Raw genomic sequence first — 26,355 nt, forward strand, 5'->3', positions numbered from 1 at the left:
ACGGGAATGGAAGCGGCGACTCCTGCGGGATAACGCAGTGTCGAAATCCACTCGGGCATTTAGCCCGAGTTAGTTCGGCGCAAGCCCGCGGAAAGCGTCCGCTGAAATGGACGTCAGCCACTTTTGGGACAGTCCCCTCTCCTATGTTTTTGATTAAGCTTCTGAATTTGCAGCTGCTGCCCGGTTCGCTTTCTTTAAGGCGACCATATCCGAGAAGGCTTGCTTGCTCTTGGTTTCATCAAACTCGCCGACGCTTTTCGCCACGACAAGTGTTGCAATTCCGTTTCCGATCAAGTTGACGATTGCGCGCCCTTCGCTCATGAAGCGGTCAACGCCAAGAAGCAGCGCCAAACCTTCTAGAGGGATAACTTGCAAAGCCGACAACGTGGATGCTAGAACGATAAATCCGCTTCCGGTAACACCGGCAGCGCCTTTTGACGTCAGCATCAAGATTAAGATGATGGTAATTTGCTGGCCGATCGACAAATCGACGCCGAAGACTTGCGCCAGGAAAACAACCGACATCGATAAGTAAATGGACGTTCCATCCAGGTTAAATGAATACCCGGTTGGTATCACTAAGCCTACAACTGATTTAGAAGCACCGTAGCGTTCCATTTTGTCCATCATGCGCGGCAGCACAGATTCCGACGAGCTTGTGCCTAGCACGATCAAAATTTCTTCTTTGATGAATTTCAAGTAATTCCACAAGCTGATGCCGTTCATTTTGCAAATGAGATTTAAAACGATGAAAATGAATAAGAACATGGTGGTGTAAACGGAAAACATTAATTTCCCAAGCGGTACAAGTGACGATAAACCGAAAAAGCCGATTGTATAAGCCATGGCTGCAAATGCCCCAATTGGCGCAGCTTTCATAACGTAGCCGATGATTTTAAAGAACACCAATGACAAGCGGTCCAGGAATTCCGTGATCGGCTTGCCTTTTTCGCCAAGAGCGGCAAGTGCGGTACCGAATAGCACGGAGAAAAACAAAACTTGCAGGATGTCGCCTTTTGCAAAGGCATCCACCATATTCGAAGGAACGATGTGCGTGACAAACTCCAGCCAGTTGATGCCTTGTGCGCCTTGTTCCGTATATTGCGACACATCGCCTTTTTCAAGTTTGCTGAAGTCCAGCCCCGCTCCCGGCTTTAGGACGTTTACGACAACCAAGCCGATGACTAAAGCCAAAGTTGTTACCACTTCAAAATAAATAAACGCTTTTCCGCCGACTTTTCCGACTTTTTTCATATCGCCCATTTTCGCGATGCCAAGAACGATGGTTAAGAAAATAATAGGCGCAATGACCATTTTGACGGCGTTGATAAATGTATCGCCGATCGGCTTCATTTCCTTGCCGACATTCGGCCAAATTAAACCGACCAATACCCCAAGGACGATTGCTGTTAAAACCTGAAAGGTTAAATTTTTGTAGATTTTCTTTTTCATCTTTTCTCCTCCTCAGCTGAATATCGATTCATTTTCTGATTGTTCAAATGATAACGCTTTCAAACGTTCAGGAGAAGGTTATGGTCATAATGGCTATTTTGGTCTTTTTGGTCTTAAAATTTTCCAATTAAAAAACGATGCTAAAAAGTTATTTTCAGCATCGTTTTTTTATGTTTTCTGCAGCAAACGCATTTTAAGATTATTTTTCTCTATTATAAACATAGCGGTTCACCGGCCTGCCGACGCCCCCGTACTGCACATCGAGTGTGATGACACCGCTTTTTTCCAAGTAATCAAGGTAGCGGCGGGCGGTCACCCGAGCGATTCCAATGGCATTCGCCACTTCTTCTGCGGAACGCGGGATTTCTTGAACCCGGATATTTGCTATAATTTCGTTTAACGTAAATTCGTTTAAGCCCTTCGGCAAATAAGCACTGGGTGCCTTTACAGAGGATCCGGAATACAGCAGCGCGTCCAATTGCTCTTGTGAGACGGTTTCCGAGTGATTGAAGTTGCTGCGGTATTGCCGGTACTTTTCTAGCGCCTGCTGGATTCGGTTGAGTTTGAACGGCTTCATGATGTAGTCCATGGCCCCGTTTTGCAGCATCAGTTTGATGGTGTCCGCATCTTTAGCGGCGGAAACCACGATGACGTCCACTTCAATTTTTTGCTTGCGAAGCTCCTGCAATGTTTTCATGCCGTCTTTTTTCGGCATGAAAACATCCAAAATCGCCAAGTCCGGCTGAAATTCTTTGATCAGCGCAATGCCTTCTTCCCCGTTTCCGGCCACCTTGATGACCCGAAAGCCTTCCACACTTTCGATAAATTCTTTATTGACTTCCTGAACCATCGGATCGTCTTCGATCAATATGACTTTGACTTCTTCTCTAGCTGCCATCTACTTTGTCCTCCGCTTCCATCGGGAAAGTGATTATGAAAGAAGTGCCTTTATCCGGTGCCGAGGATACCTGGATTTGTCCTCTCCCTTTGTCCACAATCTGCTTGACCAAATAAAGGCCATAACCTGTTCCGCCGGTTTTGTTTACAGTAAATCCTTTGTCGTATAAGCGCGGCATGTATTCTTCTTGAATGCCCGAACCGTTGTCTTCCACTAAAATGGCGCAAATGCCTTCGGACTGTTCAATGCTGATATCGATCCGTTTATCTTCGCCCTCGACATTTTCAAAGGCCGCAAACGCGTTTTCAATCAAGTTGCCGAGCAAAACGACAAAATCGTGCTGGTCCAATTCACTTGAGAAAATAGAAAAGTAGCTATTCGAATCAAGCACTACTTGAATATCCAGCTCTTTTCCTCTTCTTATTTTGCTCAATAACAGACCCGCAACCGCATCATTTTGAATTTTTTTATTCAAAAAGTTGGTGACGTTCACTTGTTCTGCCGTTATGTGATAGGCCAGATCCAGTGCTTTTTCAGGTTTCCCCAGCTGGATCAACCCTGCAATTGTATGAAGCTTGTTCATGTGCTCATGGCTTTGAACACGGAGCGCCTCGACGAAGTTTTTGACGCCCGTCAATTCTTCCGCAAGCTTCGCCGCTTCTGTCCGATCCTGGAAGATCGCAACTGCTCCGATCAACTCTTCATCCTTTTCGATGGGAATCCGTGTGCTGACAATCACTTTTCCGCTGACTCGTATTTCCTCATTATAGACCGCTTGGTTTTTTTCAACAATTTCTGGAAGGCGGGTGTCCGGAAGCACGTCATGAATTTGCTGCCCGACGAGATCACCGCTGACGTTAAAGACCTTTTTCGCTTTTTCGTTGAATATCGTAATGATATTTTTGCTGTCAATCGCGATGACGCCTTCGTTCATGGCATGAAATGTTGCGGTGCGTTCTTCATGCATGCGTTTGATTTCGTGCGGCTCCAGCTGGAACATCTGCTTTTTGATGTGGTTGGCGAGCATGATAGAACCGATTAATCCGAACAGCAGCGTTAAGACGACCACAAAAAGAATCGCTTTTCCTAAATCGCCCATGATATCGAAAATGTTCGGCAGCTTATTCCCGGCGACAACCACTCCGACTTGGTCCAGTGCTTCGTTTTTGATGGGAACGAATGCACGGACTACAGTGCCGAGCTCTCCTTTAGCTTTTGAAAAATAAATGTGTTCAGCAAAAGCCGCTTCTTCGTCTTCCCCTTTGGAAAGCGTTCCAAGTTTGGCTTGGGAAGGATGCGAATACCGGACCCTCTCCATATTCATCACCACGATATAATCAGCTTCGTTGATGATCCGCAGCTCTTCCACAATCGGGTTGACTGATTCCCAGCCGTTCGCCTGTTCGACGCCGCTTTTTATATCAGGCAATTCAGCGACCGTCCGTGCCGTATTCATGGCCCGGATCCGCAAATCTTGCTCTTCGTTTTGCTGGATATTGGCGACAATGACGATTCCGCCAATCAATAACGAAAAAATCACAACGGCATACGATAAAATCATGATTTTCCACCGGATCGGCAGCTGCTTCATCGTTCCTGCTCCTTTCCCTTTACGAATCGGGCTGTTCTGTTTATGCTTAAGAAAAATCAAGAGGAGGCGGACCTTGAAAAAAACAACTGTTGTTATGCTTTTTGCCGCTGTCGGTCTCGCTCTCGCAGTTTATATAGGATATCACAATCTGTTTCCGCAGGCAGAACCTCCCTATGATGATGACCAAGAAGGATTGTCGGACCAAATTGTCTTCAAGTTCAGCCACGTGGTTGCGGAAAACACACCTAAAGGCCAAGCTGCCGCAAAATTTGCGGAACTGGTCGCTGAAAAATCAAACGGAACCATTCAAATTGTCGTCTTCCCTAACGGAAGCTTATACTCGGATATCGAAGAAATCAATGCCTTAAAAGACGGAGAAGTTCAAATCATTGCTCCGTCCACATCAAAGCTCGGGGCATTGTCGCCAAAATGGGGCATACTCGATCTGCCTTTTGCGTTTTCTGATGATGAAGCGATGCAGCAAGGCATCCACGGGGCAATTGGGGAGAAATTATTGGCGTCGTTGCAAGAAGAAAACATCAAGGGGCTCGCTCATTGGTCGAACGGCTTTAAGCAAATTACGAGCAATACCGGACCCATTATAGAGCCGGAAGACATTAAAAATCAAACGCTCCGCATCATGCCGAGCGACGTCATCCAAGGCCAATTTGATTTACTGGAAGCCAAGACGCTGCAGGAATCGTTCAACTCCACCTTTAATTTGATTGAAGACGGAAAAGTGGATGGCGAAGAAAACACCATTTCCAATATTTATTCCAGAAAGTTTTACCAAGTCCAAAAGCATTTGACGTTGAGCAGCCACGGCTATTTAGGCTATGCCGTCATGATGGACCAAAACGTATGGGACCGGCAAACAGACAACACAAAGCGTATTTTGCAGGAAGCCATGGCGGAAACGACCGCTTGGAATGACCAGAACGCCGTCAGGCTCAACGAAGAACAATTGAAATTGATCAAAGAAAGCTCGGATATCCAAATCCACGAGCTGACGCCTGCAGAAAAGCAGCAATGGCGGAACAAACTCATGCCGTTGTACGCGGAATTCGGTGAAGTAATTGGCAAAGACCTAGTGGAAGATTTGCAGGAGTTGCAGCAACAGCAGTAAAAAAGAAGCTCGGCCAATTTGGCTAAGCTTCTTTTTTACGCTTTTTTCACAAACTCCGATTTTAATTCCATCGGTCCGAACCCATCGATTTTGCAATCAATGTTGTGATCTCCTTCAACTAAGAAAATGTTCTTTACTTTCGTTCCGATCAGTTGATTGCCGTCTTCATACGTATAAGCAGAGCTGCATTTCGGGCAAATTGGCAAATCGCTCATTTGGTGTGCCTCATTTTGTATGAATGAAATGCGTAATAACATCGAAAAATCTAAATTTCGGGGTCATCTCTTAATCGATGACCATTGTTCCTTGGCTATCGTAAATCTTTTTAATGTCTTCATTTACACTTTCCGTAATTAAATAAGTTAATTCGTTGGTCGGGCAGACAATGTGGCTGGAAATCGTATCTAATTTGTCGGGCGTCACCATAGCCAAAATTTCGGTCGAGATAGCAGCCATTTTCCGTTTTACTAACGCTTCGGATAAACTTGGCACGCTAACTCCAGCATTGGAGTCTACTTTATAAATGCCCATGATATACAAGTCGGCTCGCATGGCGTTCAGTGTTTCAACCGTATCAATGCCTAGATTTACCAATGACTGCTTGAACAGCGTGCCTCCCACCATCAGAACTTCCACGTTTTCATGATGGATCAAGGCCATGGCAATAGGTGGACTGTTCGTAATCACCGTTGCTTTTAATGACAATGGCAGCTGGTTTGCTAAATGCAGATTGGTGGTCCCTCCATCAATCAGCAGCACCATGCCGTCTTTAATAAATTCCATCGCTTTTTCTGCCAGTTTGATTTTCATTTCATTTAATACTGTTTGCCGCGTTGAAAAATCCACTACGGGCGGCCCAATTCGCATCGCTCCGCTATGAACTCTTTTAACTAAGCCTTGGAGGTCCAATTCTTTCAAATCTCTTCGGATGGTATCTTCAGAAACGAATAAACGCTTGCTTAAGTCGCTCGCGATCACTTTTCGTTCCTCATTTAAAATTTCTACTATTCGCTGTTGGCGTTCTTCTTTTAGCATATGGGTGGTACTCCTTTTTTATTTCTTTAAGTTTATCATAGAGGGAATATTCAAGACAAAAAGAAACACGCAGAAATTTTAATTAAAAAACGCACAAACATGCTTTACTATCTATTGGAAACGCTTTATACTGATAAAAACCCGCAAATAAGCGCAAAATTGGAGGCATAAACATGCAAAACAAAGAAGTCGTTATCGCACCGTCCATTATGTGTGCAGATTTGTGCAATTTGGAAAAAAGCGTAAGAGAAATCGAAAAAGAAGGTTTGGATACTTTGCATATCGATATAATTGACGGCGCTTTCAGTCCAAGCATGCCACTAGGAATCGATACCGTAAAGCAATTGCGCAAAATCACCGATATGAAGTTCGATGTTCATATTATGGCCAACAATAATGAATTTTTCATACAAGAAATGCTAAATATCGGGGTCGAGCAAATTTCCTTCCATTTGGAAACAAGCACGCATATCGACCGCTATATCCAATTGATCAAAAAAAGCGATACTAAAGTGGGCGTAGCCATCAATCCGGCCACTCCGTTATCAGTACTAGAATATGTTTTGCCGCAAGTCGATACGGTATTGCTTATGCTGATCAATCCTGGATTTGCAACTGATAAAAACGAAAAACAAGTTTCCTATGCTGTAAAAAAAGTGGAAGACTTGAACCGCTTGATAAAAGAAAAAGGCTTGCATACAAAAATTGAAGTTGACGGGCGTGTCTCGTTGGAGACCATTCCCGGTTTAGTAGGAGCAGGCGCGGATATTTTGGTTGCCGGCACTACCAGCTTGTTCATGAAGGGCCAAAGCTTAGCCGAAAACAAAAAAATCGTGGAACAACGCATTTCCGAAGGACTGGAAAAGGAGGAAACCTACCATGGTTCAATTTAATGATATCGCAAAAGAAATCACCAATGAACTTTCCACTACGTTGAACAGCATTGACAACACCGAAGCGGAAAACTTGCTTGCTGCTATAAAAAAAGCGGACAAGGTTTTCTTTGTAGGGGTTGGGCGAGTTTTATTGTCCTTGCAGGCAATCGCGAAGCGTTTGGCCCACCTCGGCATCAAAACTTATGTGGTTGGCCAAATCACCGAACCTGCCATTACGGAAAAGGATTTGTTGATTGTCGGCTCAGGAAGCGGAGAATCCGCTTTCCCGTTGATCATTGCAAAAAAAGCCAAGCAATTTAACGCGACTGTTGCTCATATTGGCGCTAATCCTAACAGTTCCATGCGCGAGCATTCCGATCTTTTTGTGAGAATTCCGGTAAGTACGAAATTGCAATTGCCCGGGGAAATCCCTTCTGTCCAGCCGATGACCAGTTTGTTTGAACAAAGCTTGCTGCTATTGGGCGATACACTTGCATTAACCATCGTAAGAGAACAAACTATCGACATGCATAGCTTATGGGAATACCACGCTAACCTCGAATAGGTGAGAAAGGAGAGAATTCGATGAAAGCTCTGCATTTTGGCGCTGGAAATATTGGAAAAGGCTTTATTGGCTATTTGTTGAACAAAACCGGATATGAAGTGTGCTTTGTCGACGTCAACCAGCAAATGGTAGACAGTTTCAACGAAACAAATCGGTATGTGTTTGAACTACTGGACGATAGCCAGACAGAAATAGCCGTCTCCCCTGTCTCAGCTTTGAATAGCCTCACTCAAGAAGAACAAGTAATAGAGGCGATCGCAAAGGCCGATTTGATCACTACATCTGTAGGAGTCCAAAACCTTTCAAGAATTGCTCCGGTTCTTTCTAAAGGCCTTTTAAAGAGGCAGCGGGAAAACAAGAACAAAATCGATATTCTGGCAAACGAAAATGCCATTAATGCTTCGTCCACGCTAAAACAAGAAATCGCACAACTTGTTTCTGCGAGTGAAATGGAAGAAATTAATGCTTTTGCCGGCTTCCCCAATACAGCGATTGATCGCCTTTCCTTGTCAAAAACGACAGATGACGGGGAAATCGCATTGGTCGAACCTTTTTATGAATGGGTCATCAATAAATCCGAAATGACGAATTTGGACTTGCCGTCCATACAAGATGCTCTGTATGTTGAAGATTTAAAACCGTATATCGAACGAAAACTATATATTTTGAACATGGGCCATGCCACAACTGCTTATATCGGGTTTCTTGCCAACGAAGCAACCATACAAAGTGCTTTGGAAAAACCAGCAATTGAACAGTTTGTCAGAGAAACGCTCGAAGAAGCTTCCCACTATATTCACCACACGTTCGGCATTACACATGAAGAGCTGCATCTTTTTATTGAAAAGATCCTCAAGCGTTTTCAAAATAAAAACATTAGCGACGACGTTTTCCGTGTAGGAAGATCACCTATCCGCAAGCTAAGTTTTAACGAACGATTAACTCAGCCAGCCAGAGAACTGGCAGAACTGGGTCTTCCTGTTGGCCATTTAGCCATAGCAGTGGCGGCTGCCTTTTTGTTTGATAATCCGCAAGACGAAGAATCCGCCGCTTTGCAGGCATATATCCAAGAAAACGGAATTGAAAAAGCCATCCCGCATTTTACCCAGATTGAAAACCAGCAGTTGGTTAAGCGGATCAGTGAAAATTACAATCGATTAAAAAACAGCAGCGCTGACGAATTATTGGCTGTCTTACAAGAGGCAGGAAAGGAGAACTAAAATGTTAAGCGATTATTTGAAAGGCAATACATTATTTTTAGAGGAAGTTTCATCATGGGAGGAATCCATTCAAGCGGCGGCTCAGCCTTTGCTGCAAAAAGGATTTATCACTCCTAAATACATCCAGGACATGATTGACAGCGTAAATGTTAACGGCCCTTATATCGTCCTGGTTCCAGGAATTGCCATGCCTCATGCTAAAAATGAAGGCGGCGTTATTAAAACCGGCATTTCCTTTTTGAAATTAAACAATGCCGTACTTTTCCCAGAAGCAAAAGAAGTGAACATTCTCTTCGTCCTGGCTGCTGAAGACACAACCGGCCATCTCGATTTGATATCCGACTTGTCTTCCCTGCTCATTGATGACGATATTTTAGAGGATTTTAAAAACGCGAAAAACGAAGAAGAAGTCATTCGCTTAATTCAGATGGTTGAATAATCTTTTCTTAATCAAATTTATGCACTGAAAGGGGGGATTTTTGTTCAACAAAACACAACCGGAAGCTTTAAACCAACGCGATCGTTTTTAGTTTTTCCTAACTCCCCTTTTTAATTGAACACTATTACATTTAAAGGAATGATAGAAATGGCGAATGTAGCTGAATCTAAAGCACCAACAACGCGTGCGCGAATCCAAGCATTTGGCGGCTTTTTAACGAATATGGTTTTGCCGAATATCGGCGCTTTTATCGCTTGGGGTATTCTGACTGCGTTATTTATCCCTACCGGTTGGTATCCGAACGAAGATCTCGGGTCAATGGTTGGCCCTACCATCACTTATTTGCTTCCCGTCCTATTAGCAGTTACCGGAGGCCGCATGGTTGCCGGCCAACGCGGCGCCGTCATGGGAGCTATTGGAGCCATCGGATTAATTGTCGGTTCTGAAATCCCTATGTTTTTAGGCGCAATGATTATCGGCCCTCTTGGAGGATGGATTATCAAGAAATTCGATAACGCCATTGAAAACAAAATTCCGGCCGGCTTTGAAATGATCGTCAATAACTTTTCTATTGGTATTTTAGGTTTCCTTTTAATGATCGTCTCTTATTCGTTCATCGGCCCTGTTATTGAAGCGGCAAACGGATTTGTCACGTCTGCGATTCAAGCATTAGTTGCTACCGGCTTCTTGCCATTGCTTTCTTTGATCAATGAACCTGCTAAAGTATTATTTTTGAACAACGTCATTGACCAAGGGATTTACTACCCATTGGGCATGCAGCAAACGCTTGATGCCGGGAAATCCATTTACTTCACTGTAGCGTCCAACCCTGGGCCAGGACTTGGCTTGCTTTTAGCCTTTACGTTCTTTGGCAAAAAAGTTGCAAGACGCACTGCACCAGGAGCAATTATCATTCACTTCTTCGGCGGTATTCATGAATTGTACTTCCCTTATGTTTTAATGAAACCCCTTACAATATTAGGGATGATCGCTGGAGGCATGTCCGGTATTGCCGTATTCAGCCTATTCAATGCAGGTTTGGTTGCCGGTCCTAGCCCTGGTTCCATTTTTGCTTATCTTGCTTTGACGCCTAAAGGCAACTTCTTAGGAATCATTTCAGGTGTTCTCGTAGCAACTGTCGTTTCGTTTATCGTCACTTCTATTATCCTGAAAATGGATAAAAAGACGGACGAGGAGGAAGAAGAAGGATTTACAAGCTCTGTGGAACGTTCACGTTCTATGAAAGCTGAAGGAAAAGAATTATTGGCTCCATCAGCCGATCCTTTAACGAACAGCCTTACTGCTGAGCCTGCAGGTGTCGGGCGCATCAGCAAAATCTCCTTTGCCTGTGATGCAGGTGCAGGAAGCAGCGCTTTAGGAGCGACGACTTTTAGAAAACGGCTTCAAAAGAAAAACATTACAGATATTGAAGTCAAGAACTACCGGATAGAAGATGTTCCGGATGACAGCGATATTATCGTCGTTCATAAAGATTTACTGGAAAGAGCCCGCATGTCCCATAAAGACAAAAAAATCATTACAATCGACAATTACATCAACGATTCCAACCTTGCTCAATTGCTGGATGAGTTAGAAGCAAAATAACAAATCAAAAAGCCGAAGTTCCTAGAGAAAAGGAACTTCGGCTTTTTGATGGTTTTATTGCAAAGCGGTTTTATACAAACTGCTTTTTGCCTATTTTGCTTGGAATTGGAATATGGTCTTTCACTGCTTGAATAGCTTCTTCGATGTTGTGGACTGCCAGCACTTTTTTCTGCGTCGCTGGATACTGTAGCCCCGTATGCTTATAGCGGGCATCGTAGTAATGCTCGAGCAGCAGCCGAACCGCCGAAGAAAAGTCGCACGTTGTCAAATCCGCTTCGATTTGATTGGCAATGTCCTGCGGCATGCGGGTTTTGATCCGAAGGAATGCTTCCATAAATTCGGCTTGGTGGTCCGTCGGGTGATAGTCTTCCAAAATTTCTTTGATGCGCGCTTCCATTGGCATGTCGATGATCAAATGCAGGCTGTGGGTTTTCAGTTCGTTGAACCACGGCGGCGTTGCGGCTTTTCCAATCCGGCTGCCTTCCGCTTCAAACAACACGTATGGCGCGTTCTGCAGCTTCCGCAGTTGGTGGACCAATAGCGAATCAAATTTTTTCTGATTATGCGGTTCGGTGCCGATATGGCCAAAAATCGATCCTTTGTGGTTCGCCATGCCTTCAAGATCTACGACCGGATAGCCTTGCTGTTCCAGTGCTTTTAAGATGGTGGTTTTTCCGGAGCCGGTCAATCCGTTTAACACAAAGGCGTTGGACGGAATTTCGGGTTGGTCCAGCTGGCTGACCACCCATCTCCGGTATTCGCGGATGCCGCCTTCAAGCCGGCTGACATGGACATCCATTAACGACAACAACGTTGCAGTCGTTCTGCTGCGCATGCCGCCGCGCCAGCAAAATACCGTCTTATTGCCATCAATTTTTTTAAATTCCCTGACAAATTCCGGAAGTTTGGCTGAAATGATTTCAAGGCCGCGTTCTTTCGCTGCGTCTACGCTGACTTGTTTATACAAGGTGCCAATTTCTGCCCGTTCGGCATCGTCAAAAAACGGAATGTTGATGCTGCCAGGAATTGAAAAATTTTCATATTCAGATGGCGATCGGACATCGATCAACTTCATTTCACCGTTTTCAAACAATGGAACTAATTCGTCTACTGTGATGTTGCTAAACATGATTTCTCCTCCAAAAGAGTGCGCTTTTTATTCCCTATCTATCAAGTATACACCCGTTCAGAAGCGCAAGCGGCATCAGATGCTTACTGAAAAAGAAGCAGGCTCAATGGCTGCTTTCCTATTTATTTAACGAATAACAAGTTACTAAATATTTCTGCAACGGTTTAGAAACAGGGCATAAAGTGCTGTTATTCCAGCAAAATAGAATTATAATCTAAGAAATGAATTTCCTTAGTTGAGTCGGTTCATCACATTGCAAGGAGGAACTTATATGAAGAAGCCCCCAGTTGTGAAGAGAAAAAAACCGCTATGGATGAAAATTTTAGTTTTGCTAATAGCTTTGGCTTTTCTTTTAGTGCTTTCGGGAATGGCCTTTGAAGCGATTGCCAGCAAAAACTTTCCTCCCGAAGGAAAGCTGGTAGATGCAGGCGGTTTTAAACTCCATCTCCACAAACAAGGCGAAGGAAAACCAACGATCCTCTTTGAAACTGGAAGCGGCATGGCAAGCAGCAGTTGGGGCGATTTGCCAAAAGAACTTTCTCGTTACGGGACAGTTGTAACATATGATCGGGGAGGCTATGCATGGAGTGAAGAACCGACAACAGAACGAACAGGAGATAATATCATCCAAGAGTTTTATACAGCTTTAAAAAACGAGGAAATTGATGGCCCTTATATTTTGGTGGGGCATTCTTTAGGGGGAATGTATGCAAGGCTATTTGCTCAAACCTACCCGGATGAAGTTGAAGGAATTGTTTTACTCGATTCGAGACCTGAAAATTATTCCAAAGAAACCAAGCCTTTCCTCATTGAAGCCGGCTTAGACCCCGTGTTAATAAACAGCCCTTCCGCCACTATGTCGACTTTGCTAAAGCGAGTCGGAGTGATCCGATTAATGAAAAATTCGATTTTACCCGATCTATCGGAAAAAGAGCAGGATTTTGCTTTAAATGTTGAACTGCAGCCAAAATTTTTCCAAGCACAAGAACAAGAATTAAGAAATCGCACCCGCCTAGAAAACAGCATTCGCGGCCAAACTCTCGGAGAGATCCCTTTAACGGTTATCACGCGCGGGATTCCAACTGATACAACCGCTCTTGGAATATCTCCAGAAAATAGCCGCCAGATGGAGGCCATATGGCAAGAACAGCAAAAACAGCAGCTCACTCTTTCAACCGACAGCAAATTGATCGTCGCCGAAAAAAGTGGCCACTTTATAGCCGAGGACGAGCCCGACTTGGTTTTCAACGCCATTAAAGAACAAATTGAAAAGATCGATTGAACTTTAGAATTAAGAAGAGGGAAAGCAAATCACAACTTTGCTTTCCCTCTTCTCAATTAATAGCGAGTTCCTGATACTTCGTTTGAAGGGCTTGCTGCTTCAATTTCTTTTAATTCATCAGGCGTCAGCATAATATCAAGTGCCGCAATGTTTTCTTCTAAATGGCTGATGTGGCGCGTTCCCGGAATGGGCAGCGCTCCGTTTGCCATCACCCAAGCGAGCGCCATTTGAGAAGCAGAAACATTTTTCTTTTCAGCCAGCTCAGTGATTTTATCAACCAATTCGATATTTTTATTGAAATTCTCGCCTTTAAACCGGGGCATGTACTGCCTCATGTCATCTTCGGCAAAGTCTTCAAATCTGCGGATGCTGCCGGAAAGGAAACCGCGGCTCAGCGGGCTATAGGCGACATGCGTGATGTTCAATTCCCTCAGTGCAGGCAGGATTTCCTCTTCAATATCCCGGCTCCACAAGGAATACTCCGTCTGCAGCGCTGCAATTGGATGCACTGTATGTGCCCGTCTGATTTCGTCAGCCGAAGCTTCCGACAACCCAAGCTGGCGTACTTTTCCTTCTTTAATAAGTTCCGCCATGGCGCCGACTGTTTCTTCAATTGGCACACTCGGATCAACGCGGTGCTGGTAGTAAAGGTCAATCGTTTCAATGCCTAATCGGACAAGGCTCGCTTCAACCGAACTTCTGACGTAATCCGGATGTCCCGTAATGCCTTGGAAGTTGGGGCCAAAGCCGAATTTGGTGGCGACAAGCACACTGTCCCGTTTTCCTTTGATCGCTTTTCCGAGCAGTTCCTCATTATGCCCGTTGCCATAAACATCTGCCGTATCGAGCATCGTTACGCCTAATTCCATGGCGCGGTGGATGGTTTTGATCGATTCCGCATCGTCCGCTTGCCCGTATACATGGGACATGCCCATCAATCCAAGCCCCATTGTTGAAGAAATCAATTCGCTGTTGCCTAATGGTTTCATCTTCATTCGACTTATCACTCCATTTCATTTTTTATCTTCTCTTCTATTCCCTATGCGTTCTCCATTAATCCAGGCTGCAAAGGCAAAATTAACAGGAGGAATGGACAAGTTTTTCACTGCATAAACAGTGCTCCCTATTTCCATAAAAAACCGCCGCGAACATTCGGTTCGCGGCGGCCTTTCTCTGCTTTTATTCATTTACATCGAAATTCATCTCTGACCCATCGTCATAGCTGAACTGCCATTCGATGCCAAACTTGTCTTTTATAGCTCCATACGCTGCGCTCCAAAACGTTTTTTCAAGAGGTATTCTCACTTCACCGTCTTTGGCCAATTTTTCAAAATCGGTTTTCATTTTCTCCAAATCGGTTGTTACCACTGTCATGTTGAGGTTGTTCCCGAATGTCACCGGCGAGCCGGGCATTGAATCCGAAAACATGACGTCGCTTCCGTACAGATTGATCCGCGCATGCATGACCAAATTTTTCATTTCTTCCGGCATTTCAAATCCTGGTTCGGACGGGCCCTCACCGAATGTCATAATGTCCGGCGTCGGCACTCCAAAAACGTTCGCATAATATTCTACTGCATCCCGGCAATCTCCATTAAAATTCATGTAGATATTTACTGGCATCACTCTACCCCTTTCAAATGGTTTCTCATCCCTTTTAAAGTATCAGAATTTTCAATGAAAAACAACCTTGTTTTACGCGTTTTCTTTTCTGTATAAATCTCGCGTTTTATAACCTGCTGCCAAAACCTTGATCATTTCTTGGCGCCTTTTTTCTTTTGTCGGTTCTTGTTTGGCACTGTATACATAACGAGCCCAATCTTTCTGGTAGCCGGGTGTCAGCGTTTGATAGAAAGCCAGCACAGCAGGAATTGCCTGTAAATCCTGTTCTACCAAAGGAATCATTTCAATGTAATCATCAACGCGTTGGCTGGAAGCCGATGAAACTTTGCCGCGGTTTTGGGCTGCTTCTTTTAAGCCTACTACCGTAAAGACATCATCGAGTCCAACCATTCGAGCAAATTTAAGGCTGCTAGTCCCGACATAGCCGTCTTCATCTACATTTAACGCTGGAAACAACTCGTCCCGATGGATAAACGTCGGATACACTTTATTTCCTTTTTTAGGATAAGCGAAATAAAGAAAACCGTTTTTCGCCAGTGATTGCTTTTCGATTACACGGTTGACCACTTGTTTCAGCGAGTCCATATCGACGACGAACACGAAGATGAGATTGTAAGCAGACTCATCAAGCACCGTATCATAGGCCTGCAATTCGGAAAGGTAATCCGCTCCTGTTGGCAAATTGAGCACCGCTGCTTTTTCGTATTTATGCAAATTCAGTTTTTCTGCTATCGTTTTGGCCATAAAATCCTTCTTTCTATATGTATCTGGCTGTTCCAAATAAAGACAACAGCCGTCGATTAGTAGCAATTAATGAACAGTCTAAATCACTAGCTACTTTTACATACTTAAATGCTGTACTCCAATTTTCTGCCGTGCACCACTTTGTTTTTCCCGCTTTTCTTTGCATCATAGAGCAGAGCATCTGCTTTGTTAAAGAATTCGCTTTTTGCAAGGTTTGGCTGAAAGTTTTGCAAGCCGACGCTGATGGTCACTTTTCTGCCAAGAAGTCCCGGATGCTCGAGTTCCGCAACGGCTTTCCGCATCTCTTCCATGCACTTCATCGTTTCCTGAAAACTTTTTCCGGTAAATAAGATGGCAAATTCTTCTCCCCCGTAACGGGCCACTACATCATTTCCGGTCGCTTTCTCCAGCAGAGTTTCAGCCACTTTCTTCAACACAACGTCGCCCGCACTATGGCCAAAATCATCGTTTACTTTTTTGAAATTATCAACGTCCAGCACAGCAAGCTGAAGCGGCATATGCGTGGCAGCCGCCTTTTCTACAAATGCATCCATATATTCATGGAAGGTTTTGTGGTTATACAACCCGGTCAATGCGTCGGTTTTTGAAACCCGTTCCATCACTTTGTTTTTAACGAGCAGCTCTTGCTCTTTTTCATTGGCTTCCCGCAACACGTTCAGCACTTCGCTTCCCCGTTCAATGACCGCCAAATACACGATAAATCCGGCACACAAACCAAAAAGATAGGTTGAGTATTCGTAGGGAGAAATGGCATCTCTTACGTCATGGCTAAATAATTGAACAAGCAGCAAGCCGATAAAATTAATGGCAAAGCTGGCGAATAAAATAGTTTTATCCAAATAAATCAACGAGATCGCCATCGGCAATAACAAGGACAATTGCAGGCCAGGCATGTTGGGATTGCTTAAAATGACCACAAGAGACAAAAGCGTTCCTGCGAAGAGCAAGACAATCGGATTGAAAATTTTTAAGAACTTCACCAGAAACTCCCAGACCAACACCACGATCAAAAGAAGGGAGATCGGCAAAACCATTTTTACCGCAATGTATTCGGCTGTATAATCCGGGAAATAGAATAATGTCACAATCAAGCCGACAATTTGTCCGCCGATTAAAATAATTACCAGTAACCAATAGAAATAGAGAATCTTTTTTGACCAAAATGCATAATCCATCTCTTCTTTATCATGCCTGTCCACTCCAGACCTCCTGCCTTGCCCATTCATTTTCCATTCTTAAAAGCAGTTATTATGTCCTAATCCACTTCCAAACACATAGTTCAATTATAGTGTTGAAAACTGTTAAAATATAGAACTTTTTTGCACTTATTTCCGTTTTCTTTTCAGACAGAGTTTCCTTCTTTAAAATCTGCCAAACAAAAAGCCTGTAAGAAAACTCCTTACAGGCTAAAATCTACAGTTCTTTATGTCGCCATTGCAGCAGGAAAGCAAATCGTGACTGTTGTTCCTTTTCCTTTCTCGCTTTGAATGTCAATGGTACCACCAAACTTCTCGACGATATTAAAGCAAATCATCAGCCCAAGGCCGGTCCCTTTGCTTTTTAGTGAATAAAAAGGCGTTCCGGCGGATTTGACTTCTTCTTCAGTCATGCCAAATCCGGTATCAATGATGCGGATTTCGACGAACTTCTTTTTTTCGATTGCCGAAATCACTACACCTTCGCCTTCGCGCGATGCTTCAATGGCATTTTTCACAAGATTGATGATCAATTGCTTGAATTCAATCGTGTTGGCTTGAATATGCAGATTTTCTTGTGCCTGCACTTCGATACGATGCTGATGAAAAACCCCATACGACATCAGCAAATCGGCTACACCATGCAATGTTTTTCTGACGTCTACCGCTTCTGGCATGTGATTTTCATCAGGTTTGGCGATATCCAAAAATTGCGAAATGACATGTTCCGCCGTGTTCAACTCATCGATCATTAACGAAAATTTGCTTTTCATTTCTTTGTTGACGGCATCGTTTTGTTCGTAAAACTGCAAAAAGCCGCTTACCACTGTCAACGGATTACGAATTTCATGGGCGATGGCCGCTGCCAGTTGGCCTGTAGTGGTCAACCTTTCCGCTTGCTGCAATTCTTCGTAATAAATTTGCTGCTTTTTAATCCGATCAGATGTCAGGTGGAAAATCAGAAACAAAATCGCTTGGCTGCCAATAAAATTAATGCAGTTTCCGATGATGTCCAATTTGATATGCGCATAATCAGTGCCTTGGTCGATTAGCATGATGTAACTAAAAGTCAGCAAGATGAGCAGGAAATTAAAGACCAGGGAAAAGTAAAACAGTTTCGCATCAAAAAACAAAATAGACAGTGCGGGAATAAAACAAAGAAAAATAAAAGTGGACCACGTTTCAGGATATAAAAAGAAAATGGCGTAAAAATAAGCAGATGCAAGCACAATAATGAGCCGGCGCCAGAAGGGACGCTCGTGCGTCGGATACACGAAGACCGCAATAGTCAATAATACTGCCAGCGCCAGGTGTATATAAAAGCCTTCTTTGGTTCCATCATATCGCGGATTGACGATAAACAACCCCACAACCATCAAAGCGGTCATAAGCGTTGCTAATATATAATATATTTTTTGGTTTTTGTTTTTATTAAACTGCTTCACAAATCCACACCTTTTGTCCAAAAAAATTCTTTTCTTTCTTTCATTATAAACAGTTTACCAATTAGAACCAGTGCCTATTTTATTTCATCTTTCAAAAAACTCTTGCATCTAGAACCAATCCAATGCACAGCACCCGCAACTAAATAAAAACAAGCCCTTTCTGTTTTCGTGACAGAGAGGGCTTGTTTTTGCGGTATTTCATGCCATTAAAATCTCTCGAATATCCTCTTCCGTCATGGCCTTTAAGGGCTCCTCGCCGGCTTGGATCACTTCGTCGATCAAGTTTTTCTTTTTCATCTGGAGTTCGGTGATTTTTTCTTCGATGGTTCCTTTGGCCACTAGCCGGATAACGTGAACCGTATTTTTCTGGCCCATTCGGTGTGCTCGGTCAGCTGCTTGCTGCTCAACCGCTGGATTCCACCAGAGATCGTATAAAATGACGGTATCGGCACCTGTTAAATTAAGTCCGGTGCCGCCCGCTTTTAAGGAAATGAGAAACAATTCCCCTTCGCCGCCGTTAAAGCGTTCACAAAGTTCCACGCGTTCCATCGGCGGCGTTTGGCCGTCCAAATAAAAATACGGCACGCCTTCTTTCGCCAATTGCCGGCCGATGATGCCGAGCATTTGCGTAAACTGGGAAAAGATCAATACCCGTCTTCCCGACAAGCGACATTCTTCCACCAGCTCCATCAACTGATCAAATTTTGCTGAACCTCCGTCGTATCCTTCCACAAACAGAGACGGGTGGCAGCATAATTGGCGAAGGCGTGTGAGCCCGGCTAAGATCCGGATGCGGTTTTTCTGGAAGCTGTCTTTGTTGAGGTGCTTTAAGGCATCGTGCTTCAGTTCCGCTAAATATGCAGCGTACAATGTTTTCTGCTCTGTCAAAAGCTCGGAGCGCAAGACGGTTTCCACTTTGTCCGGCAGCTCTTTTAGGACATCTTGTTTGACGCGCCGCAAAATGAACGGGCGCACCCGTTTCGTAATCGATTCCCGGCGCATTTCGCTGAACGCTTGCCGCCCCGGCAACAGTTGCGGGAACACCACATTAAAAATGGACCACAGTTCGTCCAAGGAATTTTCGATCGGCGTTCCGGTAAGCGCAAATCGATAATTGGCTTGGATCGTTTTCACTGCTTTCGCCGTTTGCGTGGTCGGGTTTTTAAACGCCTGCGCTTCGTCTAAAAACAAGGTGTGGAATGTTTTGTTCCGGTACAATACTTGATCCATGCGCAGCGACGGGTACGACGTAATAATGACGTCCAGCCCGGAACTGGCGTTTAACAGCCGTGTCCGCTTGTCTTTCGAACCGTCGATAATCTCGGCTTTTATGTCCGGAGCGAATTTTTTCAGCTCGTTCATCCAATTGTACGTAAGCGAAGACGGCGCCACAATCAGCGCAGGCAGTTGGCGCGCCCGAATGTCCGGAAGCACGGACAGAAGAAACGCAATGCTTTGTATCGTTTTCCCGAGGCCCATGTCATCCGCTAAAATGCCGCCAAATTTGTATTTCGCGAGCAGCTTGAACCAGCTAAAGCCAGTTTTTTGGTAATCGCGCAGCACGTCTTTCAACGGCTCCGGCACTTCTTTGCCGGTTGCTTCCGGTTTCTGTAAAGCCGCCATCAGTTCGGCAAATGTTTTTCCGGGATCGGCCAGTCGGCCTTCTTCCAACAACTCCGCTAGCTGCATGCCTTCAATTAACGGCACGCGGATTTCTCTGCCGAAGTTTTCTTCAGTTATTCCGAAATCGTGAATAAAATCGGCCAATGCTAAAAACTCAGGGGTTTCCAATGACATAAGCGTGCCGTTCGGAATCCGGTAATACTTCCGTTTTTCTTCAAGCGCCGCCAAGATTTGCTGGATTTCCGCTTCCGGAATGTTTTTCAGATCAAACTGAAACTCCAGCCAGTCGGTTCGCTCGCCAATTTCCACTTTGACTTTCGGCCCAGCGTACACTTTTTGGATGCGGAGTTTAACCGCCGTGGTGGCATAGACTTGAACCAATTTTTCAAGCTTTGGGACCGTGTGGTAAAGAAAGTCATATTCCGCTTCTTCATCGTGCATGTAATAGCCGCCGTCCGTTTGCGTAAACAGGCTGTCGTGCATCAAATCAAGGACTTCCTGTTCTTTGTCGCACTGCCGCCGGATGCCTGGATAATGGCGAAATCCTTCTTCTGCTTCTTCACTTGGATTGATTACGAGATGTCCATAATGAAACTCCACGCCTGCCAGCAAACGGTGCCGGATGCGGTCCAAAAACAATTTGGCCTGAAGCGGCGTTTCCACGAGCCGCTCTGCCACTGCATCTGAAATCTGGATGTCTCCCAACTGTTCAAGCCCCGGGATGACCGTTTCCATAAAATGGTCCATTTCGGCTGCAGAAAGAAACAGCCGCTTTTCTGACCCGTTCATCAGCCCTTTTAATTGCGCCAAACGCTTCGTGTCTTCCCCGCTCAGTGGGATAAACGTACCATCAGCCATCGCTGTTTCATAAGCCGGCAATACTACAACTTCTTCCAGCCCTTCCACGTCCATTCGAAAGCCGCCAGAAAGTGCTTCGTCAAAGCGAAAAGACAACGGCGCTTTTTCGATTAATCGGAGTTTTTTAGCAGAATCGAGGTTTTTCCCGGCCTTTGCCAATGGAGCTTGCTGCAACAATGGCAATAGCCGTTCCCAATCAGATGCGGAAACAAGCAACGTGTTTTCAGAGGCTTCTGCAAAGCGCCGGCTTTTGATCAAGAAACGAAGCACCGCTTCTGTCTGCTCGTCAAAGCTGCACGTTTCCGGAGAATAACTGAAACGCGAAGATTCGCGGTACACGCCGCCTTCTTCAATTTTCCGAAGGAATTCTTTCATGTTTTTGATTTCTTCCAGCGCTCCCGTTCCCGCTTTTAGGGCAACTCCAAGAACAGGATCTGCATTAGCCGAAAAAATCGGCATGCAAATAAATTCCACGTGCACAAGCTCGCGGTCTTCAAAATATCGCCGCTTGCCTCTTGGTTTGGCAGCCGGCTTTGCAAACAAGCCCAGCATTTCCGCAGCAATCGGTTGTTCCGGTTTTTGCGATTCTTCAATGGCCACCAACACACCGGCGATGTGATGGCAAAAAGTCGCCACAAACCCGACCGGCGGGCAGCTGCACGAAGCGTGGATTTCCCCGTCTGCCGACTCGTTCACGCTGACTTGGAACTCGTTTCGGCCGAGCACCAATGCTTTAACGGACAACTCATCGTCTCTATTCGGCAAAAAGACAATTTTTCCAGCCTGATGCAGCGCCACACCTTTTTTATAAGCGGCCATGCCGCATAATTTATGTATTTTTGACGTGTTTAGTGAAAAGTCCATGCGTCTTTCCTTCCCAAATTGCATCCGTTTACTGTCTATTTAACCAGCATTGTTCCTGTAAAACAACAAAACCCATCATCGCTAAGCGGTGACGGGTTTAATTTTGGTTATGTACACGCTGCCGCTTCATTCATCAAATACGACTGGATTTTAGCGACGGTTTCTTGCGCATGGCTGACATGCGGGTTATGGCCAGTCGCTTCCATTAACATAAACTCGCTGTCCGGAATTTTACTGTGGACGTATTTCCCAACTGCTTCCGGTGCAATCGCGTCTTCACGGGCTTGAAGAATCAAGGTCGGAACCGTAATTTTCTCAAGTTCATTGCGGACATCAGCCAAAAACGTCGCTTCTGCAAAATGGCGGGCCACAAATGGGTCGTTGGTGCACAGCACCCGTTCAAATTCTTCCGCCAGGTGAGGACGCTCTTCGTTTTGCATAACGAGAGGCGCCAAAAATTTTGCCCAATCTTCATAATTGACTTCCATCATTTCGAGCATGCCATCAATTTCCGCTTTTTCAAATCCGCCTTTATATCCTTCTTCATTTAAATAATAAGGCGACGGGCCGATCATGATTAAATTCTCAATCAAATCTGGACGTTCAATCGCGGCCAAGGCACCGATCATGCTGCTGACCGAATGGCCAATGAACACAACGTTTTCCAATTCCAGCGCCTCGCATAAATTCAATAGGTCTTCTTTATAGCCATGAAGCGTGCTGTATTTTTCCGAAGAATACGCTGATTTGTCGCTTTTTCCAGATCCGATATAATCGAAAAGGACGACCCGGTATCTTCCTTCAAATGCCGGCGCCACTTCTTTCCAAACATATTGGTCACAGCCAAATCCATGCGCAAACACCAAAACTTTGTTTCCATAGCCCGACAGCCTGACATTGTATTTTTTTATGGCCTCTTCAGCCGTTTCTGGTTTTCTCATCAAAAGCACCACCTTCAAAAGTAAAACGCGCAACTTATTTATCCATTATACCATGCATAGCGCTGTTTCCCGCCATCAGCTGTTTATGCTTGTCCTATGCTCATCCTTCAAATTCGCTTTTCAGTAAAGAATACATATACAAATCGTCAAATTTCCGCCCGGTAAATTCATAACTTCTCAACAAGCCTTCCTGCATGAAGCCTAGTTTTTCCACTGTTTTAATAGAGGAACTATTGGGCGGTTCGATCAACGCCTGTATTCGCTGCAGTTGCCATTGTTCAAAGCCATACTGTATTACCGCCGCAAGAGCTTCGTGCATCAGCCCTTTTCCCCAATGGCTTTTGGCCAGTTCATAGCCGATATCCGCACGATGGTTTTTAGAGCTGTGATTTAAGAAACCGCAGCTCCCGATCATTTCGTCTTGTCCTTTTAACGTAATGGCCCACCGCATGCCTGTTTGGTCTTTAAATATCGATTGATACCAAACCACTTCACTCAACGCTTCTTCAATGTGTTCAAACGGATCCAAGCCATAGTATTTCATGACTTCCGGGTCTGAAAGATAAACCATCATGCTGCGGGCATCTTCTTCCACCACGGTTCTAAGATACAGTCTTTCGGTTTCCAGCACGGGAAAAATGATTGCTTCTTCTTTCATTTTTTTGCCTCCTTTTTTAAAAATAGGCGCTCCTATTTATATTCTAGCAATTTTAGCCTTTACAAAATAAATAGTTTTACTTTTCAGATATTTATCGTGATAAGATACAAAGAATACAGAATTTAAGCTTTATCAAGGAGGAAATCAAATTATGAGCTCTGTTGTTACCGCGCCTTACGGAAGTTGGAAATCACCGATTACTGGAGATTTGATTTCACAAGACATTCGGCCAATTGAAATTGCTTCTTTTAGCGGTCGAGACATTTACTGGACAGAAGAACTTCCAGCTGAAGACGGGCGCACCACTGTGATGAAAAAATCCAGCGATGGCAGCCTTCAGGAAGTCACGCCTGCTCCTTATAACGTGCGCACACGCGTCCATGAGTACGGCGGCGCTCCTTTTGCCGTTCATCAATCCGAGCTGTACTTTTCCAATTACGAAGACAATTTGCTTTATCGGCTGCACGAACCGGATTCCATTCAACCAATAACGTCCGATTCCAATCACCGATACGCCGATGGTGCAGTCGATGAATTGCGAAGCCGCCTGTATTGGATCCGGGAAGACCACACCAAATCGGCAATTTCTGCGGAAACGGCAATTGTGGCCATGGATTTGGACGGCAGCAATGAAAAAATCATCATTTCCGGCAACGATTTCTATTCGAATCCCCGCATTAGCCCCGATTCGAAGCAGCTGGCTTTTTTGACTTGGAACCATCCGAATATGCCATGGGATGAAACCGAGCTTTGGGTTGCGGATTTAAACCAAGATGGGTCGGTTTCCAACGCCAAACAAATCGCAGGCGGGCCGAATGAATCGATTATACAGCCGGTTTGGTCACCTGATGGCACATTGTACTTTCTGTCCGACCGCACAAACTGGTGGAACCTCATGCGGCTCTCAGGAAATGAAGTGGAAGCGGTTTGCCCAATGGACGTTGAATTCGGTTCGCCCAGCTGGATGTTTGGCAATTCCGATTTCGATTTTGTCGATGAACGGATAATCATTGCGGCCTATACCGAAAACGGCATTCAGCATTTAACAAAAATTGATGTAGAAAATGGGACCTCTTCTCCAGTTGAAACCCGATTCACCTCATTTTCTTCCATTCACTCGAATGGCGAGGCAGTTCTTTTTATCGCTTCGTCTCCGACCGAATTTCCGCGCATCGTCTGGATGGGTGTTCAGGGCGATCAGGAAGAAGAAATCCGCGTTTCTTCCGATTTGGTTGTAGATGAAGACTACTTGTCGTTGCCGGAAGCGGTCGAGTTTCCTACTGAAGGCAGCCAAACGGCACACGCTTTCTATTACCGTCCGAAAAACCCGGACTACAAGGCGGCGTCTGATGAAAAACCGCCTTTAGTGGTGCATGTCCATGGCGGTCCGACCAGTGCACTCAAAGCCGCCCTTGATTTGGCGTCCACTCAGTACTGGACAAGCCGCGGGTTTGCAATCATTGATGTGAATTACGGTGGTTCAACTGGATTTGGCCGCGAATACCGCGAGCGTTTAAGAGGAAATTGGGGAATTGTCGATGTCCAGGATTGCGCAAATGCTGTGCGCTTTTTAATTGACCAAGGAGAAGTGGATAGCAGCCGGATTGCCATAGCCGGCGGCAGCGCAGGCGGCTATACGACATTGGCTTCGCTCGTTTTCACAGACCTCTACAATGCCGGTGCCAGTTATTTTGGGTTAAGCGAACTGGAGAGCTTTGTGGCGGAAACCCATAAATTTGAGGCCAGGTACCTCGACAGCTTACTCGGGCCTTACCCGGAAGCGAAAAACGTTTACTTTGAACGCTCGCCTATCCACTTCACGGATCAATTGTCTTGCCCCGTGATTTTCTTGCACGGACTTGAAGATAAAGTAGTTCCCCCAAATCAAGCCGAAGTGATGGCAGATGCATTGAGATCAAACGGCTTGCCTGTCGCTTTTCTCACTTTCGAAGGCGAAGGCCACGGATTCCGAATGGAGAAAAACATCAAATGCTCCATCGAAGCCGAACTTTACTTTTACGCCAAAGTCTTTGGCTTTCCCCTTGGCGATTCGATTGAACCGATTGAGATTGATAATTTATGAGGAAAACAAAAGGAAGCCCCTGTGTCCTGGCTTCCTTTTTTCCTATTACTGCGCATTCACAGCTAAAATATTCGTTTTCAAGTATTGATAGACCCCGTCTTCGTCGCATGTGAATTCCGTGACGTCGTCCGCCAGCGCCTTGATATGGTCTGCCGCATTTTTCATGGCGACTGCGTGTGTGGCAAATGCGAACATTTTCACGTCGTTGTCGCTGTCACCGATTGCCAGTGTTTCGCAGCCGGTTAAATCGAACCGTTCCAGCATTTGCTGGATGCCGGTCGCTTTGTTGACGTTGGCGACCATCACTTCTGCATTATGCGGAGATGAAGGCGTCATCGTGAATTCCATTTCTTTTTGCAGTTTCTTAAGTTCCACTTTCCAGTTGTTGATGTGTTCTCTGGACCGCGCGAAAAAGTAAAACTTCGAAAAATGAGTGGCGGTAATCGCTTCTTTCCAGGCAATTTCCTCGCGGATCGCTTTTTTGCGGGAAATCCATTCGTTGATTTCTACGCCGTCCGGCTGCGGGTCCTGGACTTCCGCTTCGACATATGCCTTATCTTCAAGCAGCACCATACGCGGCTCGCCGTACGGGAACAATTCGTAGTAAACTTTCTGTTTCCGGGCTTTTTCGATGATCGTGTCGACCAAGTTCCGGGAAAGCGAATGTTCAAATGCCGCTTCTTCCCCCACGTACCCGGCCATGCCGTTGGCGGTGATAATGCCGTCTACGGCAAATCCCTCGGGCAGCATTTCCGCCAATTCAGCTGCTGATCTTCCCGTTGCAATAAACACAAAAATCCCTTCGCTTCGCAGCTCATCGATGATCGTTTTCGTATTCACGCTTACTTGGTTGCGGTGGTTCAAAATCGTGCCGTCCATGTCCAAGAATATGGCTTTTGGTTTTAATGACAATGCGTTTCCTCCTGATTCTTTAAATGAATGTATCTGACTATACATGTTGAACTAAAAAACGATCCTTTTAAATACCGCTCCGGACGCTTTGGGAAGGGCAAAGAATATTGCTCCTGCATCGCTGCGCTGCTTCGTCGCAAAGACATCGACCGAACTACCTTCGGTCAATG

Annotated in this window: 23 protein-coding genes; 8 read left to right on the forward strand and 15 right to left on the reverse strand. The window is 45.1% G+C overall.

The features are described 5' to 3' along the window. Nucleotides 1-153 precede the first annotated feature (153 nt). The 3 genes from dctP to ACRRQV_RS10755 form a co-directional block, all read right to left on the reverse strand. Nucleotides 154-1,452: a C4-dicarboxylate transporter DctP gene (dctP, locus tag ACRRQV_RS10745; protein WP_432530580.1), complete on the reverse strand. Its 1,299-nt coding sequence runs from the start codon at nucleotides 1,450-1,452 to the stop codon at nucleotides 154-156. A 199-nt stretch (nucleotides 1,453-1,651) separates the two neighbouring features. After that, nucleotides 1,652-2,350, reverse strand: coding sequence for a response regulator (locus tag ACRRQV_RS10750; protein ID WP_432530582.1), 699 nt, complete (start codon nucleotides 2,348-2,350; stop codon nucleotides 1,652-1,654). Continuing rightward, a complete protein-coding gene (locus ACRRQV_RS10755; RefSeq protein ID WP_432530584.1) occupies nucleotides 2,340-3,941 on the reverse strand; it encodes an ATP-binding protein in 1,602 nt (533 codons plus the stop codon). Before ACRRQV_RS10755 ends, ACRRQV_RS10750 begins: the two co-directional genes overlap by 11 nt. Before the next feature lie 73 nt (nucleotides 3,942-4,014). On the opposite strand from ACRRQV_RS10755, the gene ACRRQV_RS10760 reads away from it, so the two are divergent. Beyond that, complete coding sequence (locus tag ACRRQV_RS10760; protein ID WP_432530586.1) at nucleotides 4,015-5,067, forward strand: DctP family TRAP transporter solute-binding subunit; 1,053 nt, start codon at nucleotides 4,015-4,017, stop codon at nucleotides 5,065-5,067. A gap of 35 nt (nucleotides 5,068-5,102) precedes the next feature. Here the strand turns inward: ACRRQV_RS10760 and ACRRQV_RS10765 are convergent, their stop codons facing one another. Beyond that, nucleotides 5,103-5,282 carry a PhnA domain-containing protein gene (locus ACRRQV_RS10765; protein WP_432530588.1) on the reverse strand — a complete coding sequence of 60 codons (180 nt, stop codon included), beginning with the start codon at nucleotides 5,280-5,282 and terminating at the stop codon, nucleotides 5,103-5,105. Nucleotides 5,283-5,352: 70 nt separating this feature from the next. Continuing rightward, nucleotides 5,353-6,102 carry a DeoR/GlpR family DNA-binding transcription regulator gene (locus ACRRQV_RS10770; protein ID WP_432530590.1) on the reverse strand — a complete coding sequence of 250 codons (750 nt, stop codon included), beginning with the start codon at nucleotides 6,100-6,102 and terminating at the stop codon, nucleotides 5,353-5,355. A gap of 173 nt (nucleotides 6,103-6,275) precedes the next feature. Between ACRRQV_RS10770 and ACRRQV_RS10775 the strand changes: the two genes are divergently transcribed. From ACRRQV_RS10775 to ACRRQV_RS10795, 5 genes are all read left to right on the forward strand, one after another. Next, entirely contained in the window at nucleotides 6,276-6,995 is a 720-nt protein-coding gene (locus tag ACRRQV_RS10775) for a ribulose-phosphate 3-epimerase (RefSeq protein ID WP_432530592.1), read from the forward strand. After that, a complete protein-coding gene (gene hxlB / locus ACRRQV_RS10780; RefSeq protein ID WP_432530594.1) occupies nucleotides 6,982-7,542 on the forward strand; it encodes a 6-phospho-3-hexuloisomerase in 561 nt (186 codons plus the stop codon). Before ACRRQV_RS10775 ends, hxlB begins: the two co-directional genes overlap by 14 nt. Before the next feature lie 20 nt (nucleotides 7,543-7,562). Next, a complete protein-coding gene (locus tag ACRRQV_RS10785; RefSeq protein WP_432530596.1) occupies nucleotides 7,563-8,762 on the forward strand; it encodes a mannitol-1-phosphate 5-dehydrogenase in 1,200 nt (399 codons plus the stop codon). A gap of 1 nt (nucleotide 8,763) precedes the next feature. Beyond that, complete coding sequence (locus tag ACRRQV_RS10790) at nucleotides 8,764-9,201, forward strand: PTS sugar transporter subunit IIA (RefSeq protein ID WP_432530598.1); 438 nt, start codon at nucleotides 8,764-8,766, stop codon at nucleotides 9,199-9,201. Nucleotides 9,202-9,348: 147 nt separating this feature from the next. After that, nucleotides 9,349-10,806: a PTS mannitol transporter subunit IICB gene (locus ACRRQV_RS10795; protein ID WP_432530600.1), complete on the forward strand. Its 1,458-nt coding sequence runs from the start codon at nucleotides 9,349-9,351 to the stop codon at nucleotides 10,804-10,806. A gap of 70 nt (nucleotides 10,807-10,876) precedes the next feature. Here the strand turns inward: ACRRQV_RS10795 and mnmH are convergent, their stop codons facing one another. Then, entirely contained in the window at nucleotides 10,877-11,935 is a 1,059-nt protein-coding gene (gene mnmH, locus ACRRQV_RS10800; protein ID WP_432530602.1) for a tRNA 2-selenouridine(34) synthase MnmH, read from the reverse strand. A gap of 271 nt (nucleotides 11,936-12,206) precedes the next feature. On the opposite strand from mnmH, the gene ACRRQV_RS10805 reads away from it, so the two are divergent. After that, nucleotides 12,207-13,217 carry an alpha/beta hydrolase gene (locus ACRRQV_RS10805; RefSeq protein ID WP_432530604.1) on the forward strand — a complete coding sequence of 337 codons (1,011 nt, stop codon included), beginning with the start codon at nucleotides 12,207-12,209 and terminating at the stop codon, nucleotides 13,215-13,217. Between the two features lie 56 nt (nucleotides 13,218-13,273). Here the strand turns inward: ACRRQV_RS10805 and ACRRQV_RS10810 are convergent, their stop codons facing one another. The 8 genes from ACRRQV_RS10810 to ACRRQV_RS10845 form a co-directional block, all read right to left on the reverse strand. Continuing rightward, complete coding sequence (locus ACRRQV_RS10810; protein ID WP_432530606.1) at nucleotides 13,274-14,212, reverse strand: aldo/keto reductase; 939 nt, start codon at nucleotides 14,210-14,212, stop codon at nucleotides 13,274-13,276. A gap of 184 nt (nucleotides 14,213-14,396) precedes the next feature. Next, entirely contained in the window at nucleotides 14,397-14,840 is a 444-nt protein-coding gene (locus ACRRQV_RS10815) for a VOC family protein (RefSeq protein ID WP_432530608.1), read from the reverse strand. A gap of 72 nt (nucleotides 14,841-14,912) precedes the next feature. Then, nucleotides 14,913-15,584, reverse strand: coding sequence for a YdeI/OmpD-associated family protein (locus tag ACRRQV_RS10820; protein ID WP_432530611.1), 672 nt, complete (start codon nucleotides 15,582-15,584; stop codon nucleotides 14,913-14,915). Between the two features lie 104 nt (nucleotides 15,585-15,688). Beyond that, nucleotides 15,689-16,804, reverse strand: a complete 1,116-nt coding sequence (locus tag ACRRQV_RS10825) for a diguanylate cyclase (RefSeq protein WP_432530613.1) — start codon at nucleotides 16,802-16,804, stop codon at nucleotides 15,689-15,691. A gap of 224 nt (nucleotides 16,805-17,028) precedes the next feature. Beyond that, nucleotides 17,029-18,189 carry an ATP-binding protein gene (locus tag ACRRQV_RS10830; protein ID WP_432530615.1) on the reverse strand — a complete coding sequence of 387 codons (1,161 nt, stop codon included), beginning with the start codon at nucleotides 18,187-18,189 and terminating at the stop codon, nucleotides 17,029-17,031. A gap of 255 nt (nucleotides 18,190-18,444) precedes the next feature. Further along, the gene (locus ACRRQV_RS10835) at nucleotides 18,445-21,591 is read right to left on the reverse strand and encodes an SNF2 helicase associated domain-containing protein (protein WP_432530617.1); all 3,147 of its coding nucleotides are present in this window, start codon (nucleotides 21,589-21,591) and stop codon (nucleotides 18,445-18,447) included. A 107-nt stretch (nucleotides 21,592-21,698) separates the two neighbouring features. Next, on the reverse strand, nucleotides 21,699-22,532 hold the full coding sequence (locus ACRRQV_RS10840; RefSeq protein WP_432530619.1) for an alpha/beta fold hydrolase: 834 nt from the start codon (nucleotides 22,530-22,532) through the stop codon (nucleotides 21,699-21,701). Between the two features lie 100 nt (nucleotides 22,533-22,632). Further along, nucleotides 22,633-23,190, reverse strand: coding sequence for a GNAT family N-acetyltransferase (locus tag ACRRQV_RS10845; protein ID WP_432530621.1), 558 nt, complete (start codon nucleotides 23,188-23,190; stop codon nucleotides 22,633-22,635). 151 nt (nucleotides 23,191-23,341) lie between these two features. Between ACRRQV_RS10845 and ACRRQV_RS10850 the strand changes: the two genes are divergently transcribed. Beyond that, nucleotides 23,342-25,273 carry a S9 family peptidase gene (locus tag ACRRQV_RS10850; RefSeq protein ID WP_432530623.1) on the forward strand — a complete coding sequence of 644 codons (1,932 nt, stop codon included), beginning with the start codon at nucleotides 23,342-23,344 and terminating at the stop codon, nucleotides 25,271-25,273. A gap of 45 nt (nucleotides 25,274-25,318) precedes the next feature. Here ACRRQV_RS10850 and ACRRQV_RS10855 read toward each other — a convergent pair whose 3' ends face one another. Further along, entirely contained in the window at nucleotides 25,319-26,185 is an 867-nt protein-coding gene (locus tag ACRRQV_RS10855; protein WP_432530625.1) for an HAD family hydrolase, read from the reverse strand. Nucleotides 26,186-26,355: the final 170 nt, after the last annotated feature.

This window comes from Planococcus sp. YIM B11945 (assembly GCF_050864155.1).
Taxonomy (GTDB): domain Bacteria; phylum Bacillota; class Bacilli; order Bacillales_A; family Planococcaceae; genus Planococcus.

Excerpts from the sequence above, each read along its gene's own strand:
- dctP (WP_432530580.1), bottom strand. The coding sequence starts at position 1,452 with ATGAAAAAGAAAATCTACAAAAATTTAACCTTTCAGGTTTTAACAGCA.
- hxlB (WP_432530594.1), top strand. The coding sequence starts at position 6,982 with ATGGTTCAATTTAATGATATCGCAAAAGAAATCACCAATGAACTTTCC.
- ACRRQV_RS10820 (WP_432530611.1), bottom strand. The coding sequence starts at position 15,584 with ATGGCCAAAACGATAGCAGAAAAACTGAATTTGCATAAATACGAAAAA.
- ACRRQV_RS10850 (WP_432530623.1), top strand. The coding sequence starts at position 23,342 with ATGAGCTCTGTTGTTACCGCGCCTTACGGAAGTTGGAAATCACCGATT.
- ACRRQV_RS10835 (WP_432530617.1), bottom strand. The coding sequence starts at position 21,591 with ATGGACTTTTCACTAAACACGTCAAAAATACATAAATTATGCGGCATG.
- ACRRQV_RS10765 (WP_432530588.1), bottom strand. The coding sequence starts at position 5,282 with ATGAGCGATTTGCCAATTTGCCCGAAATGCAGCTCTGCTTATACGTAT.
- ACRRQV_RS10810 (WP_432530606.1), bottom strand. The coding sequence starts at position 14,212 with ATGAAGATGAAACCATTAGGCAACAGCGAATTGATTTCTTCAACAATG.
- ACRRQV_RS10815 (WP_432530608.1), bottom strand. The coding sequence starts at position 14,840 with ATGCCAGTAAATATCTACATGAATTTTAATGGAGATTGCCGGGATGCA.
- ACRRQV_RS10790 (WP_432530598.1), top strand. The coding sequence starts at position 8,764 with ATGTTAAGCGATTATTTGAAAGGCAATACATTATTTTTAGAGGAAGTT.
- ACRRQV_RS10845 (WP_432530621.1), bottom strand. The coding sequence starts at position 23,190 with ATGAAAGAAGAAGCAATCATTTTTCCCGTGCTGGAAACCGAAAGACTG.
- ACRRQV_RS10785 (WP_432530596.1), top strand. The coding sequence starts at position 7,563 with ATGAAAGCTCTGCATTTTGGCGCTGGAAATATTGGAAAAGGCTTTATT.
- ACRRQV_RS10770 (WP_432530590.1), bottom strand. The coding sequence starts at position 6,102 with ATGCTAAAAGAAGAACGCCAACAGCGAATAGTAGAAATTTTAAATGAG.
- ACRRQV_RS10750 (WP_432530582.1), bottom strand. The coding sequence starts at position 2,350 with ATGGCAGCTAGAGAAGAAGTCAAAGTCATATTGATCGAAGACGATCCG.
- ACRRQV_RS10805 (WP_432530604.1), top strand. The coding sequence starts at position 12,207 with ATGAAGAAGCCCCCAGTTGTGAAGAGAAAAAAACCGCTATGGATGAAA.
- ACRRQV_RS10840 (WP_432530619.1), bottom strand. The coding sequence starts at position 22,532 with ATGAGAAAACCAGAAACGGCTGAAGAGGCCATAAAAAAATACAATGTC.
- ACRRQV_RS10830 (WP_432530615.1), bottom strand. The coding sequence starts at position 18,189 with ATGACCGCTTTGATGGTTGTGGGGTTGTTTATCGTCAATCCGCGATAT.
- ACRRQV_RS10755 (WP_432530584.1), bottom strand. The coding sequence starts at position 3,941 with ATGAAGCAGCTGCCGATCCGGTGGAAAATCATGATTTTATCGTATGCC.
- ACRRQV_RS10795 (WP_432530600.1), top strand. The coding sequence starts at position 9,349 with ATGGCGAATGTAGCTGAATCTAAAGCACCAACAACGCGTGCGCGAATC.
- mnmH (WP_432530602.1), bottom strand. The coding sequence starts at position 11,935 with ATGTTTAGCAACATCACAGTAGACGAATTAGTTCCATTGTTTGAAAAC.
- ACRRQV_RS10775 (WP_432530592.1), top strand. The coding sequence starts at position 6,276 with ATGCAAAACAAAGAAGTCGTTATCGCACCGTCCATTATGTGTGCAGAT.